This window comes from Moorella sp. E308F, from assembly GCF_006538365.1.
In the GTDB taxonomy this organism is placed as follows: domain Bacteria; phylum Bacillota; class DSM-521; order Neomoorellales; family Neomoorellaceae; genus Neomoorella.
In genome coordinates this window covers 1,213,066-1,228,053 of the sequence record NZ_BJKN01000001.1, presented here as the reverse complement: position 1 = coordinate 1,228,053, position 14,988 = coordinate 1,213,066, and the positions used below count along the sequence as shown (strand labels likewise).

Below are 14,988 nucleotides of genomic sequence, written 5' to 3'. Positions count from 1 at the left end.
TTACATGTACCTCCAGATATCAAAACCATCTCTAATAACTTGCCACATTGCTACCTTTTTTCCCGTTATGCTTTTAACCATCTTTGCTAGTTTAGGGCGCGGTTTCCCATCAAAGAGAAATAGATCTTTTGCAATTTCTTCAATAATTTGAGGGTATTCCTTCCTCAACCGAGGGTTACCTAAAACGTGGTAAACTTTCCTGTACGTTTCAAGGTTTTTACCAATAAATGATTCGTTAATTTTATCCTTGTATGCTGCCAAAGCCTTTGCTGATACGTCACCGTTCTTAATAGCGTGTACAGCAGTATGGCCTGCAGCTTTACCAGAGGCAAGAGCATAATTCATCCCTTCAAAAGTAAAGCCATTAGTTACAACAAAACCTGCAGCATCCCCTGCTACCATAACGCCATTACCGTATAATTTAGGCACCATTTCTAAACCAATCTCCGGTACCATATGAGCAGAATACTCCACTAACGTTCCGCCTTCTATAAACTTTTGTATTTGGGGTTGACCTTTAAATTCTTCTAAAAGCATACTAGGTTGCACGGCTGCTTTTTGTAATGAACCTAAATTAACAACGATTCCTAAGGATAAAGTCTTTTTGTTGGTATAAAGGAAGGCCCCACCATGCACCCCATTTAAAAAGGTCCCAATAAATTCATAGGCACTACCCTGATTATCCTCAAGCCCAAAACGTTCATTAATTTTTTCGATAGGTAATAACCATACTTCTTTTATCCCTATCCCAACTTCATGGGGGGCTATATCTTTTTGGCGCAAACCAGCTTTTTGAGCTAATAAAGAATTTACACCATCAGCACAGATAACGATATCTGCTTCCAACTCACCATCTGGCCGTTGTGTCTTTACCCCTTTCACATAACCGTCCTTAAAAATAAGATCTTCAACTAAAGTATTGGTTACTAATGTAGCTCCTGCTTCCTCCGCCTGTTGAGCTAACCAAAGATCAAAATTGGCCCTATTAATGGTGCAAGAGTTATAAGGTGGATTATAAAAGTCCTCGGTCTCAAATTGAAATAAGGTTAAAGATTTAGATGTAACTATTCCGATACCATTCTTGACAATCCATCGTTCAATGGGAGCTTTATTTTGCCAATCTGGAATCAAATCATCAAGTACTTTTCCATATAACACGCCGCCAGTTACATTCTTCTCTCCAGGGGCTGTAGCCCGTTCAATTAAACATACATTTAAACCCGAACGAGACATTGTCAACGCTGCAGCACTACCCGCTAATCCAGCACCAACTACAATAACATCGAAATGCTTTACCATCAGAGTTCTCCTCCTAATTCTTCGATTAGTGCGGGTAGTATTGTATAAGCGTCACCTACAACAGCAATATCCGCAGCTTTTAGTAAAGGAGCGTTTGGATCTTTGTTTATCCCGATAATTACCTTGGCATCTCGAATACCATTCAGATGATGGGGAGCTCCCGAAATACCTATACCAATATATATCTTAGGGGCTACCTCATGCCCAGTTAGGCCGATAAGACGGCTGTTAGGGAGAAAGCCTCGATCTACAGCAATTCGACTTCCTCCAAGTGTAGCACCTAAAAGACTTGCAAATCTTGCTGCCATGTCATATCCTTTTCTATCTCCTACGCCTCCTCCAATAGCTACAATAAACTCGGCTTCCGTCAGATCAATTTCATCAGGAGGTGCCTTGAATTCTCCAGTTATTTCAGGTACCGCGCCCTTTATTAAAGTCAACATCTCTCGGTATTCTACACTTTTATTGCCCGTAAAACGCTTACGACCGGTACCGCTTGGGATGATAGTCCCCAAACAAACGCTCGAAACAAGGGTGCGTATTTCATCAACTTTACCCCCGCATGTTATGCGGTGGATATTAAAGTTGGCATCTTTAATTGAAATTTCCCTGCATGAACTGAAAAATGTTCCGCCCAAAGAAGCTGCTGCGGTTGCCAATACACTTTCCCCAAGCATAGTATGTGCTGCTAGTATAAGCCTAGCCTGTATATTTTTTGCTAACTCTGCTAATGCTAGACCTGCTAATTGCCCACAGGGATCATCAGTCATACCTAATGGTAATTCCCAGCATTCATCCAGTTCAGTGCTATTCAATTGATCTTTTAATATACTTTCACGGTGGGTGGCACCCACTAAGGTGCCACCCATTTCATCAGCTAATCGTCTACCTTCCTTCAAAATACTTTTACTGTCTTCACAGATGTGTCCTTCTTCTCCTTCTATAAAGACAAGGACATTATTACTCAACTCATGTTCACTCCTGTTTACAATTTACGCCCGATTTCTTCTCCATCCCAAATGGCCTGTTCAATCATACGTGGTGCCACACAATCGCCAACGCGGTAAAGCTCCGAACATTTACCTTTTAGGGCGTAATATAATTCCTCATGGGAACGGTTGTGAATAACGTAAATAAAAGTATCATAATCACCTACTTCGATTTCCTGGCCCGAGTAGACATTCTTTAATGTCGCAGTCTTTCCTCTTATAGCAGTTACCTCATGATGGGGCGTCATTTTAACATCCATTGTGAATAACCTTTGATAAAGCATAACTCTATTACTGGGCTCTAAAGCTTGTCCAAAAAATACTAGAGGTGTTACTACATTCACATGTTTGCCTTGCGTTGCCAAATATTCAACCAACCCCGCTGCTTTCCAATGACCATTAAGGTCAATTACCATAACTCTATTACCAATAGAAGCATCCTCTTTGAGGGCATCGTAAACACTATAAACATTTTCTTGTTCTGTTCCAGGTATATCCAATCTGGGTGAAAAAGAACCTGTTGCGACTACTACAGCATCGGGTTTTAAAGCTAATACATCTTCGGGAGTTGCTTCAGTATTAAGTCTAACTTCTACTCCTAGACGATTTATTTGCTTAATTAAATATGAAGCAACTTCTATAAGCTGGTCTCTCAGCGGATACTTACTGGCAAGGATTACTTGTCCTCCCAATTCATTTGTCTTTTCAAATAGGATAACCTTATGCCCACGCAATGCCGCTATCTCACTTACTTTTAGACCTGCAACGCCACCACCAATGACAACAACTCGCTTTTTAACCTCAGCAGGTTTTAAAGTTCCGATACCTAGGGTTTTTTCTCGCCCTGCAGCTGGGTTTTGAATGCAACGCACAGGCTTTTCATGCATAACTTGATAAATACATCCATCATTACATGCTACGCAGTGTCGGATTTCATCTATTCTTCCTTCACGGGCTTTATTAGGTGTTTCTGGGTCTGCTATTAATTGACGTGCCATACCAATTAAATCAGCATGGCCGTCCCCTAAAATTTTTTCTGCTTGAGCTGGATCATTTATTCTTCCGAATGCAATTACAGGAAGTTTTATTGTTTCTTTTAAAGCTGCAGCCATATATACGGCAAAGCCAGCTGGTACGGCCATTGGTGGTATCTCCATATAAAAGCTAGAAAAAGTACCCGCATCAGTACTAATATATGTTACCTCACCTGTATCCTCAAAAATCTTTGCAAGTTCTATTCCAAAATCGAGATTATAGCCCCAAGGTGTAAATTCATCAAGGCAAAGTCTAATTCCTAAAGGAAGTTCAGGTCCTATTGTCTTGCGGATCGCATGAATAACTTCTAAAGGCAAGCGAAGACGATTTTCCAATGAACCGCCATATTTATCCGAACGACGGTTAAAGAAATCCGAAATAAATGACCGTAAAAGACCATCGTGGGCCACTTTTATCTCTACTCCATCGAACCCAGCTTCTTTAAAATGCAATGCCGATTTAGCAAACCCTTCAATAACGGATTCAATATCTTCTGTTTCCATAGCTTTTGTATTATATTGACAAGAAGGCTCTGGCATTTGTGAAGGGGCCCATAATATTTGTGGTGGATCCATTAATGTTGTATGTCCACCATGATTGATTTGGCCAAATATTTTTCCCCCGGCCTCATGTGTCATGTCAGCATATTGCTTGAGACCAGTGATAATTTTAGGGTCCCAACCATTAATAAACCGATGTGACATTTTCCCAGATGGTAGACAGGCAATGTTACACATTATAATTAAGCCTGCACCACCTTTAGCGCGTTCGGCTAAATACCGTGCCTCTCTTTCGGTAGGCATTCCTTCTTCATCACTTAATGCTACAAAATGAGGTAAAAAAACAATCCTATTTTTTAAAGTTACATTACCAAGTTTAAAGGGTGTAAAAAGGTAATTAAATTGCATGAAAATCAACCTCCATATTATAAAAATTATGCATATAATCGCTTGCGGCTTAAAGTGTCTAAGAGTACTGCCCCAATAATTACTAAACCTTTTACAACCATTTGGAAGAAAGGATTCACATTAAGCAGTGTTAAACCATTACTTAATATGCCAATAAGCAATGCGCCTATAAAGGTACCTATAATAGTACCTTTACCTCCCATGAGGCTTGTACCGCCTACAATTACTGAAGCAATTACATCCAATTCAAATCCCTGCCCTGCAACTGGCTGTCCTGAAGCTAAGCGGCCAGCTAATATGATTCCACTTAATCCCGTCAAAAAGCCACTGATAGTAAATACGGCTATTCTTATATTGGTAACATTAATACCCGACCACTTGGCAGCAGTCTCATTGCCACCAACTGCGTAAACATATCTCCCAAAACTAGTTTTATTTAATACCAAATGACCTGCTATCATAATAATGATCATTATAACAACAGGTACTGGAAAAGGCCCCCAGTAGCCCGTTCCTATTGAAGTAAACTTTTCCGATTGCGCTGAAATAGGATAGCCACCTGTATATATGAAACCTAGTCCACGAATTATGCTCATCATCGCTAAAGTGGTAATAAATCCACTAATTTTCCCTTTTGCTGTGATAAACCCATTTAAAAAGCCAACTATAGTTGATAAAAGCAAGGCAACAATTAAGGCAAAGAAAAACGACTCCGCTTTATTGAATACTGATGCCGCTGCAATACCAGACATTGCTAGTAATGAACCAACCGAAAGATCAATTTCTGCCGTCAAGATTACATAAGTCATGCCTACCGCCGATATTGCATTAACTGATACCTGTCTTGCGACATTTATAAGATTAGAGAACGTAAAAAAGTTATCGCTGATTATACTAAAAATCATAGAAAGGATAATTAAAATTATGGTCAACCCTATTTCCCGGGCTTTTAACCATTTGGCTAAGCTTTTTTGCTTTGGTAAACCATCCGTATTTATCTGCGCCATTATATTTTTAACCCTCCTGTTGCGGCCTCCATAATCTTTTCCTGGGTAGCTATACTTGCCTCCATAACAGAAACCAATTCCCCCTCATACATTACCCCAATGCGATCACTTATAGATAATACTTCAAGTAAGTCTGATGAAATAATCATCACGGAAACACCTTGTTGTGTGAGACGTCGAAGAATATCATAAATCTCACTCTTGGCCCCAACATCTACACCCCTAGTTGGTTCATCTAAAATTAGTATTTTAGGTTTACACATCAACCATTTAGATATTACTACTTTCTGCTGGTTTCCACCGCTTAGAAAAATTACATCCTGTTCTTTACTTGCAAGATGGATCCTCAATTGCTTAATATATTCATCCACTAGTTTTGTCTCTGCATTCTGGGCTATTAGTAATTTTGTCGTGATCTTTAACCATGATAAAGTCATGTTTTTGGCTACAGACATACCCAGAATTAGACCTTCATTTTTCCGATCTTCAGGTATTAAACCAATTCCTATTTTAATTGCATCCATAGGGGTCTTTATATTCACTATTTTCCCATCAACTTTTATTAAACCTTCTTTACGCTCATCAATACCAAAAATTGCTCTTGCGACCTCCGTTCTTCCCGAGCCTACGAGACCTGTTAATCCGAATATCTCACCGTACCTTACCTCAAAATTTACGTTTTTTAGTTTTTCTGTCGACAGTTTTTCTACTTGTAGTGCTGTTGACCCAATTGCAGAACGATTGGCGGGTTTAAAATAACTCTTTAGTTCACGACCTACCATAAGCTTAATTAAAGTGTCACGATCACATTTTTTCACGGGCAAAGTATCTACTACAGTACCATCGCGCATTACTGTAACCCTGTCAGCAATTTTATATATTTCCTCTAGTCTATGACTAATATAAATGAATGCTACACCTTTTTGGCGTAGTCGATTAATCGTTGTAAATAAAGTTTCAATTTCTTGGTTGGTAAGAGAAGCAGTAGGTTCATCTAATATTATAATTTTTGCATCCATCGATAAAGCCTTGGCTATTTCAACCATTTGTTTTTGAGCAATAGATAATCTATCTACTGATATATGTGGATCTATATCCAGGTTAAGAGCTTTAAGAACTTTTACTGATTCTGTATACATCTGCTCATAGTTTAAAATACCATGTTTTTGGGGTTCGCGACCTAAAAATAAATTTCCAGCAATATCTATATTGGGGACTAGATTTAACTCTTGATGTACAATAGCAATACCTAACTCACGAGAATCCTTCGGACTTGAAATATTAACAATAGACAGTTTCCCATTCCTTCTTATTTTAATTTCGCCTTTATCCTTTACATATACACCGGTTATAATTCTCATTAGTGTTGTTTTTCCTGCTCCATTTTCGCCAACGAGGGCGTGCACTTCTCCAACACGTAATTCAAAGTCTACATCCTTAAGAACTGTAACACCGGTAAATGATTTTGTGATGCCTTTAACAGTCAGTACAAGACCTTCATCCATGGGCTATTCTCCTTAACTTTTTTAAATGAAGGTTGGGTGGGGTGGGGTTTCAACAGCCTCACCCCACTTTTATATTACTTTTTGTACTCAGCCTCCCGAGCTAAAAATTTATCTACGTTATCTATTGTTACTAAATCGGTAGGGATAGGATTCCATGTGGGGATATTCTCTCCCTTTAATTTCTTAAGAGCTAGTTCTACAGCAACTTTGCCCATTTCATAAGGATTCTGGGCTACAGTTGCAGTAAGTTGGGTTTTATCTTTAATAGCTTTAAGGTTGTCGGGAGTAGAATCAACACCTATAATAAATATATCTTTTAATCCACGGGATTGAACTGCACTTAAAGCCCCCATCGCGGCGCTTTCATTTACAGCGAAAATAGCTTGAATATCTGGATGTGCTTGTAAGATATTTTCAGCCACAGATAAAGCTTTGGCCCTTTCCATGCCGCCATCTTGTTTAGCTACAATTTGAATATCTTTACCTTCATTTTTCATGACTTCTTCAAATCCAACTTCTCTATCAAGACAGGAGGTAATAGTGGGCCACGTAATCATGGCAATTTTGCCTTTCCCATTGAGCTTTTGAATTATATATTTAGCAGCTATGCCACCAATTGCTTTATTATCAGAAGCAACGTGAGCAGCAGTAGGCGCTCCAACAGCAGCTATATCGACGGTGATTACAGGTATTTTCGCATTATTAGCCGCATTAACAGCCGGTGCTATAGCTTTAGAATCAATTGGGTTAAGTAGGATCGCATCGACTTTTTGCTGGATTAAATCTTCAACATTGGAAATTTGATTTTCAATTTTATAGTTGGCACTAGTCACAAGTAATTTAACACCAGCTTTTTCGGCTGCATCGCGAGCACCTTTTTCCATAGCTATAAAAAATGGGTGTACACTTTGCCCAAAGCTAAAGCCTAATGTAATTTCCTTATCAGTAGATGCGCTTTTACCGCTAGAAGTTTCGCTCTTTTTTTCATTTAAAGCAGCCTTCCCACATCCTACTATTGAAATAATCATTAATATAGTTATTAACCCAATTAAATATCGTTTCATATATTTCCCTCCTTAAAGCATTATTGTTCTTATTGCTCTATCTTAAAAACTTATTTTGGTTACCCCTCCTTTATTTTGGTTACCCCTCCTTTATCTGTAGATTCCTTAAAATTTTTCCCTTCCCCCTTTCCTTCTTTGTAACAAGATTACAATCAATATAATCTCGCAAATTTACTTTGTAAAATTATAAGAGGAAGCTTCTATCTCTTTCATATACTCTATTGCTTTTTTAGCAAGACTATCTGGATCATTTCGTCTATCAAATCCAATTTCAAAACTTAGCCATCCGTCATAATTGATATCTTTTAATGCCTGTAGAAAAGGCCTAAAATCAGCTTGTCCGCTACCTGGTGGGAGCCGATCAGTATCGGAAACATGAATATGAGCTAAATTATTGCCCATACGGTATACATAATCAGAAATTACTTCATTTCTATATAAAACATGGTAAGTATCAAACATCACTTTAACATTTGGTAAAGATACTTCATCCATTAATTCTAAAGCATCATCTGCTGTTTCAATTAGATTGCTGTCAGCCGGTGTGGGTTCAACGACTATTGTTATTTCTTCTTTTAAAGCCTCTTTTGCAACTTTATAAAGAGATTCAGCACTCCAAGAAAAAGCATCCTTTCTTCTGGTTCCAAAAATCTGCCATCCACCTACCCAAATAACTACTTTACCACCCCACTCAGCGCAAAGCCGTACTACATCAATATAATAAGCAATTGCATCATTACGTTCTTCAGGATAAGGTGAAGCTACATTAACTCCTTGTCCACCACCCGGAGCAGGTAACATTGCTGAAACTTCTATATTATTATCTTTTAAAACTTTAGAGATAAATTTTCTTCGTTCCGAATCTAAGTGTTTAGGATAAGCATGAGGTGCTGCAGCACCAATTTCAATCCCCTGATAACCAATTCTAGCTAATCGTCTGATTACTTCTTCTAGAGGATACGATGGAAGCCACGTAGGAAAGCTACTATAGACCCATGTATTAAAAGAATATTTCATTTTCACCGCCCTCCTCACCACTAAAAGTTTTGCCCTTCCTTCTCAATAAAGCGGAAAAACACAAACGATACTTATTCATATCTCCATTTCTTTTTGCCGTTGTAACCATCATCACCTTCTTTCTTAAATATTTGCCTTACGTTACGCTACGTCTATACCCACATGAAGCGCGAATTATTAATTCATAATCTAAAACTATTTGCCTACGAGTAACTGTTGTTCCTTTAATTATTTTAAGTAACATATCCATAGCATGAGTACCAATCTCATACTTTGGCTGTGCAATCGTTGTCAGTTCTGGTTCCACAAGGGTGCACAACGGAATATCATCAAAACCGATCACAGCTACATCGTCAGGAACGCGCATCCCTTTATGTTTTATTGCCTTCATCGCCCCCACAGCCATTTCGTCATTGGAAGCAAACACTGCTGTGGGCGGTGGATTTACAGCTAGAAATTTCATCATAATGTCATATCCTGATTTTACGGAAAAATCCCCTTCCTGGATTAATGATTCATCAATAGGAATTTCGTGAAGCAATAATGCTTGCCGATAGCCTTTTAGTCTATCCCTGCTAAGAATAACCCCCAGTGGTCCAGTAATAAATCCTATTCTTTTGTGCCCTAGATTTATAAGATGTTCTGTGGCCTGGCGGGCAGCGCTGATATTATCTATAGAAACAGTAGGTATATCATAACCCTCTACATACTCACAGGCTAAAACCACCGGCATTTCTTGGCTAATAGCCAATATCTCTTCTTTTCGGATTCTCGCCGTGGCTAAAATCAACCCATCAACAAATCTCTCTCTAACTAGATCTATGAAATCCTTTTCAAGTTTAAGGTTATTACCAGTATCACCGAGGAGAACGTGATAACCATTTTCGCGGGCAACATCCTCAAGTCCTTGCAGTATTCTGGCAAAAAACGGATTGGTAATATCAGGCAGAACTACTACTATTGTCTTCGAGGACATTTTTCGAAGGTTACTGGCCAATCTATTGGGTTTATACTCCAGAAGTTTAACCGCTTCCAGAACCCTTTGCCGAGTTTCCTCGGATACATATGGACTGTTAGATAAAACCCTTGATACCGTCGAAGGAGAAACCCCCGCAAGTTTAGCAACCTCAGTCATTTTTACCATATAGCTCTGAAATCCTTTTCTCGATATATTTATACATATCTCAGCGATATTTCTGCAATCGATTTTAATTGTTTTATTCGACGTGTTTTATTAAATTCCTGCTGGCCTAATAAAAAAATTTTTCCTTTCTCACTCTACAAATGTATTATGACTATTTTGTTAAGCACCAGTTAATAACTAATGCAACAAAAAAGCCGCCGGCAGGCGGCCTCCTGCAATTTTTAAACACTCGTCTATCGGCTTAGGTATGTGGACATGCCAGCAGGCAAGGTCCCTGATGATTGGAAAGCAACCGTCGCTCATTAAAGCGCGACCAATGGTTTAACCAAAGCGACCGGTAATATAATCCTCGGTCCGCTGGTCCCTGGGATTGGTAAAGATATCCGACGTCGGGCCGTACTCTATCAGCTGGCCGTTAAGAAAAAAGGCGGTATAATCGGCCACCCGGGCGGCCTGGTGCATATTGTGGGTCACTATTACAATTGTATACTTTTCTTTCAGTCCTTTAATCAATTCTTCTATTTTCAGGGTGGAAACCGGGTCGAGGGCCGAGCAGGGTTCGTCCATGAGTAAAATTTCCGGCTCCACGGCCAGGGCCCTGGCGATGCACAGGCGCTGCTGCTGGCCCCCGGACAGGCTGACGCCAGAATCCCGGAGGCGGTCCTTGACCTCATCCCACAGCCCCACCATTTTTAGACACCTTTCCACCACTTCCTCCGCGGTGGTCCCGGGAGGCAGGCCGTGCAGCCGAAGTCCTGCCGCGACATTATCAAAGATTGACATAGTAGGGAAGGGATTGGGTTTTTGGAAAACCATACCCACCCGGCGGCGTATTTCCGCCGGATCGACTTTATCATCATAGATATTCTCCCCGTCCAGAAGCACCCTGCCTCTGGTACGGGTTCCCGGGATTACCTCAAACATCCGATTCAAGCAGCGGATAAAAGTAGACTTGCCGCAACCCGAGGGGCCGATAATGGCGGTCACCTGGTTGGCGTATACCGGCAGGGTGACGTTTTTTACTACCTGATTCTGGCCATACCAGGCGCTGAGATCCTCGGCCATCAATCTGGTGTCCATACTCTATCTACCTCCTCCGCTGGCCTTGCGGCCGGCCAGCCGTGCTGCGATGCTGGTAACCATAACCATAGCCACCAGCACCAGGGCAGCTCCCCAGGCCAACCGGTGCAGGTCCACGTAGGGAGTGGTGGCATAGGTGTAGATATATACCGGCAGGGAGGCAATACGCTGGTCCAGGCTGGTATGCCAGTAGCGGCTATTTAAAGCCGTAAACAGGAGGGGTGCCGTTTCGCCTGCAACCCTTGCTACCGCGAGGAGGGAACCAGTAATGATCCCCCCCATGGCGCTACGCAGGACAATGCTGTAGGTGGTACGCCACTGGGAGGCCCCCAGGGCCAGGGATGCCTCTCTCAGGCTGTTGGGTACGAGTTTTAGCATCTCTTCTGTGGTCCGGGTTACTAGCGGTAGCATGATAATGGCCAGGGCTACTCCCCCGGCAATGGCGGAAAAGCGCTTCATGGCCAGGACAATGGTACCATAGACGACGATACCTACAATAATTGAGGGGACACCGGTCATGACATCACAGATAAATCTGACCAGCCACGCCAGTCGTCCCCGCCCAAACTCCGAGAGATAGATGCCTGTCAGAATGCCCAGGGGAATCCCCATTATAGAGGCCAGTCCAACTAAAATTAAGGTGCCGACAATGGCATTGGCCAGGCCGCCGCCGGGTTCGCCAACAGGCTTGGGAAGCTGGGTAAAGAAGTCCCAGTTGAGGGCCATGAGGCCCCTGGTGGCTACATAGAGAAGAATGCTGCCCAGGGGAACGAGGGCCAGCACGGTGGCACCCAAGGCCAGCACAAACATCAGGCTGCTCATAAACTTACGGCGCTCGTTTCGTCCGGCAATCATTCCCTGCTCATCCCTTCCGGTACTCTGTCTATGCGCCACACCAGCAGGCGGGCTATAATATTCAGCAACAGGGTAACAATAAATAGGACCAATCCCGCCATCACCAGGGCTGACAGGTGCAGATCGTCAAAAGCCTCGCTGAACTCATTGGCGATAATACTGGCAATGGTTTGGGCCAGTTCAAAAACCGACGGGGAAATCTGCGGTCGGTTGCCGATGACCATAGTTACAGCCATGGTTTCACCGATGGCGCGTCCCAGCCCGAGAATGACAGCCCCCAGGATGCCCGACCGGCCATAAGGAAGGACGGCCATCTTAATCGTCTCCCAGCGAGTAGCACCCAAAGCCAGCATGGCCTCCCGCTGGGAGACGGGAACGGCCAGTAAAACTTCCCGGGAAACTGCAGAAATAGTAGGTATAATCATGATGGCCAGGATAATGCCGGCCGCCAGCATGCCAAAACCATAATAAGTGCCTTGAAAAAAGGGCAGCCAGCCCAGCGTTTTTTGCAAAAATGGCTCTAAGACTGTCCGTACCCAGGGCACCAGAACAAATATCCCCCATAAACCATAGACAACGCTGGGGATAGCAGCCAGCAGTTCGACCAAGAAAGAAACGGGGGTCCGCACCCATTGGGGCGCCAGTTCAGCAAGATAAATGGCAATCCCCAGGCTCAAAGGGACGGCAATGATCAGGGCGATGAGTGAAGAAACAACCGTACCATAAACCAATGGTAAAGAACCAAAGTTGCCGTGGACAGGGTCCCACCTGGAACCGGTAACAAATCCAGGGCCAAAGCGGGTAAAGGCCAGCTGGGATCCCTTGATTAATTGAATGGCAATAACCACTATCAGGCCTACCATTACCAGGGCCGCCAGTAAGGTAAGGCCGCGAAAGACAGCATCGCCCAACCGCCTGCTTTTGTGGCTTGGCTTTTGCATTTACAATCCTCCGCCAGCTCTAGATATATAAACATTGTTGATATTCGCCGTTTACTGTCTGAAATCCTCTAAATTTGACGTACCTCCAGGGTAAATTCTCCCCGCAAGCAAAGATAGGGGAAATCATGGGCCGGGCCCATGATTCCCCCTGCTGTATGTTTTCCTTAAGAATTACTTATAAAGGGGTTCGCCCTTGTAATTGATCTGCTTGATCTTGGCTTCCGCCAGTTTCACGACGTTGTCGGGCAGCGGCGCATAGAGCAGGTCTTCGGCGAACTTTTCCCCATCATGAATAGCCCACCACAGGAATTTAACCAGTTCCGTACCCTTGTCCTTATCCTTCTGGTCTTTATACACCAGCAGGTAGGTGTATCCGGCAATTGGATAGGAGTTTTCCCCGGGAGCATTGACGATGGAAACACGCATATCTTCGGGCATATTGGCGGCGGCACCGGCAGCAGCCGCCGTCGTGGTTTCCAGGGTAGGCTCGACAAATTTACCGGCCTGGTTTTTGATGAAAGCATAAGGCAGCTGATTCTGGACGGCATAGGCGAGTTCTACATAGCCAATACCGCCCGGCGTCTGTTTAACGGTACCGGCCACGCCTTCATTACCCTTGGCACCAATGCCGGCAGGCCATTCCACGGAAGTACCTTTGCCTACTTTTTCCTTCCATTCTTTACTGATGCTGCTAAGATAATCGGTAAAAATATTGGTAGTACCGCTGCCATCCGAGCGGTGGACGACGGTGATCTCTTTATCAGGCAGCTCGACCCCGGGGTTGATGGCAGTTATGGCCGGGTCATTCCATTTCTTAATTTTCCCCAAAAAGATATCGCCTATAACTTCCGGGGTCAGTTTAAGGCCCGTCTTGACGCCCTCCAGGTTGTAGGTGATTACGACTGCACCCATAACCGTAGGAATATGAAAAATCTGTCCCGGCGCCTTGGCCAGCTGCTCGTCCGTCATGGGCGCGTCGCTGCCGGCGAAATCAACTGTCTCCTCGATAATACCCTTGATGCCGCCCCCGCTGCCTATGGACTGGTAGTCGATGGTTACATTGGGAGCCACCTTGCGGTATTCGGCAATCCACTTGCTGTAAAGTGGATAGGGAAAGGACGCGCCGGCACCGTTCAAGGCTACGGTTTGAGCCTTGCCGTCGCTGCTCCCCCCCGGCCCTTTGCTGGTTTCACCGCTATTGCCGCAAGCGGTCACCAACATTAGCAACGCCAGCGCCATTACCAGCACAACTACCCGCTTGCTTTTCTTCCTGGGCACTTAAAATTCTCCTCCTATTTTTTAATGATGCTACCAGCCGTTTTCTGCCTGTCCACAGACTATTATAAAAAACCGGTGTTATATTTAAATTAGCTCCATGTTAATATCTTGTTAAGGATTATTAAAGCCGCGCCACGCGCGGCTTTTCCAACTGGTATGAATCAAGTTTCAGCTTCCAGCCCGTCCAGTAATTACTGCAATTCATCCCCGGCAATATTGCTGAGGATTTATTTATAAAGGGGTTCGCCCCTGTAATTGATCTGCTTGATCTTGGCTTCCGCCAGTTTCACGACGTTGTCGGGCAGCGGCGCATAGAGCAGGTCTTCGGCGAACTTTTCCCCATCATGAATAGCCCACCACAGGAATTTAACCAGTTCCGTACCCTTGTCCTTATCCTTCTGGTCTTTATACACCAGCAGGTAGGTGTATCCGGCAATTGGATAGGAGTTTTCCCCGGGGGCATTGACAATGGAAACACGCATATCTTCCGGCATATTGGCGGCGGCACCGGCAGCAGCCGCCGTCGTGGTTTCCAGGGTAGGCTCGACAAATTTACCGGCCTGGTTTTTGATGAAAGCATAAGGGTGATACCCTTGATACCACCACCGCTGCCGATGGACTGGTAATCGATGGTTACATGAGGAGCCACCTTGCGATACTCGGCAATCCACTTGCTGTAAAGGGGAATGTTTTTAGTTGATAGCCGAAGAGTGGCTGTCCAGGCCACTTGCCCTGGCGGAAGGCTTCTTCCCGGCCCCGGCGCATGGCTTTCTTGATTTTCCGCCGCTGGTGCCGGGCGAAAAGATTAAAGATATCGGAAACAAGTTCGCTGTCCTCGTCGTCGAAGTTGACCACTTGGGCGGGCG

Annotated in this window: 14 protein-coding genes; all 14 read right to left on the bottom strand. The window is 43.5% G+C overall.

Going from position 1 to position 14,988, the window contains the following annotated elements:
• The gene (locus E308F_RS06170) at positions 1 to 1,299 is read right to left on the bottom strand and encodes an FAD-dependent oxidoreductase (protein ID WP_141264001.1); all 1,299 of its coding nucleotides are present in this window, start codon (positions 1,297 to 1,299) and stop codon (positions 1 to 3) included.
• On the bottom strand, positions 1,299 to 2,267 hold the full coding sequence (locus E308F_RS06165; RefSeq protein WP_141264000.1) for an electron transfer flavoprotein subunit alpha/FixB family protein: 969 nt from the start codon (positions 2,265 to 2,267) through the stop codon (positions 1,299 to 1,301). Before E308F_RS06165 ends, E308F_RS06170 begins: the two co-directional genes overlap by 1 nt.
• A 17-nt stretch (positions 2,268 to 2,284) precedes the next feature.
• A complete protein-coding gene (locus E308F_RS06160) occupies positions 2,285 to 4,231 on the bottom strand; it encodes an FAD-dependent oxidoreductase (protein ID WP_141263999.1) in 1,947 nt (648 codons plus the stop codon).
• Between the two features lie 26 nt (positions 4,232 to 4,257).
• Positions 4,258 to 5,238: an ABC transporter permease gene (locus E308F_RS06155; protein WP_141263998.1), complete on the bottom strand. Its 981-nt coding sequence runs from the start codon at positions 5,236 to 5,238 to the stop codon at positions 4,258 to 4,260.
• Complete coding sequence (locus E308F_RS06150; RefSeq protein WP_141263997.1) at positions 5,238 to 6,743, bottom strand: sugar ABC transporter ATP-binding protein; 1,506 nt, start codon at positions 6,741 to 6,743, stop codon at positions 5,238 to 5,240. Before E308F_RS06150 ends, E308F_RS06155 begins: the two co-directional genes overlap by 1 nt.
• Positions 6,744 to 6,817: 74 nt before the next feature.
• A complete protein-coding gene (locus E308F_RS06145) occupies positions 6,818 to 7,807 on the bottom strand; it encodes a sugar ABC transporter substrate-binding protein (RefSeq protein WP_141263996.1) in 990 nt (329 codons plus the stop codon).
• A 171-nt stretch (positions 7,808 to 7,978) separates the two neighbouring features.
• On the bottom strand, positions 7,979 to 8,824 hold the full coding sequence (locus E308F_RS06140) for a sugar phosphate isomerase/epimerase family protein (RefSeq protein WP_141263995.1): 846 nt from the start codon (positions 8,822 to 8,824) through the stop codon (positions 7,979 to 7,981).
• 136 nt (positions 8,825 to 8,960) lie between these two features.
• Positions 8,961 to 9,968 carry a LacI family DNA-binding transcriptional regulator gene (locus E308F_RS06135; protein ID WP_141263994.1) on the bottom strand — a complete coding sequence of 336 codons (1,008 nt, stop codon included), beginning with the start codon at positions 9,966 to 9,968 and terminating at the stop codon, positions 8,961 to 8,963.
• Positions 9,969 to 10,289: 321 nt separating this feature from the next.
• Complete coding sequence (pstB, locus tag E308F_RS06130) at positions 10,290 to 11,048, bottom strand: phosphate ABC transporter ATP-binding protein PstB (protein WP_141263993.1); 759 nt, start codon at positions 11,046 to 11,048, stop codon at positions 10,290 to 10,292.
• Between the two features lie 3 nt (positions 11,049 to 11,051).
• Positions 11,052 to 11,903: a phosphate ABC transporter permease PstA gene (gene pstA / locus E308F_RS06125; protein WP_141263992.1), complete on the bottom strand. Its 852-nt coding sequence runs from the start codon at positions 11,901 to 11,903 to the stop codon at positions 11,052 to 11,054.
• A complete protein-coding gene (pstC, locus tag E308F_RS06120; RefSeq protein ID WP_141263991.1) occupies positions 11,900 to 12,844 on the bottom strand; it encodes a phosphate ABC transporter permease subunit PstC in 945 nt (314 codons plus the stop codon). Before pstC ends, pstA begins: the two co-directional genes overlap by 4 nt.
• Before the next feature lie 171 nt (positions 12,845 to 13,015).
• Positions 13,016 to 14,065, bottom strand: coding sequence for a phosphate ABC transporter substrate-binding protein PstS (pstS, locus tag E308F_RS06115; RefSeq protein WP_141264129.1), 1,050 nt, complete (start codon positions 14,063 to 14,065; stop codon positions 13,016 to 13,018).
• 284 nt (positions 14,066 to 14,349) lie between these two features.
• The gene (locus tag E308F_RS06110; RefSeq protein WP_141263990.1) at positions 14,350 to 14,793 is read right to left on the bottom strand and encodes a substrate-binding domain-containing protein; all 444 of its coding nucleotides are present in this window, start codon (positions 14,791 to 14,793) and stop codon (positions 14,350 to 14,352) included.
• Complete coding sequence (locus E308F_RS16845) at positions 14,756 to 14,977, bottom strand: hypothetical protein (RefSeq protein ID WP_373995952.1); 222 nt, start codon at positions 14,975 to 14,977, stop codon at positions 14,756 to 14,758. The genes E308F_RS06110 and E308F_RS16845 overlap by 38 nt, the downstream gene beginning before the upstream one ends.
• Between the last annotated feature and the right edge of the window lie 11 nt (positions 14,978 to 14,988).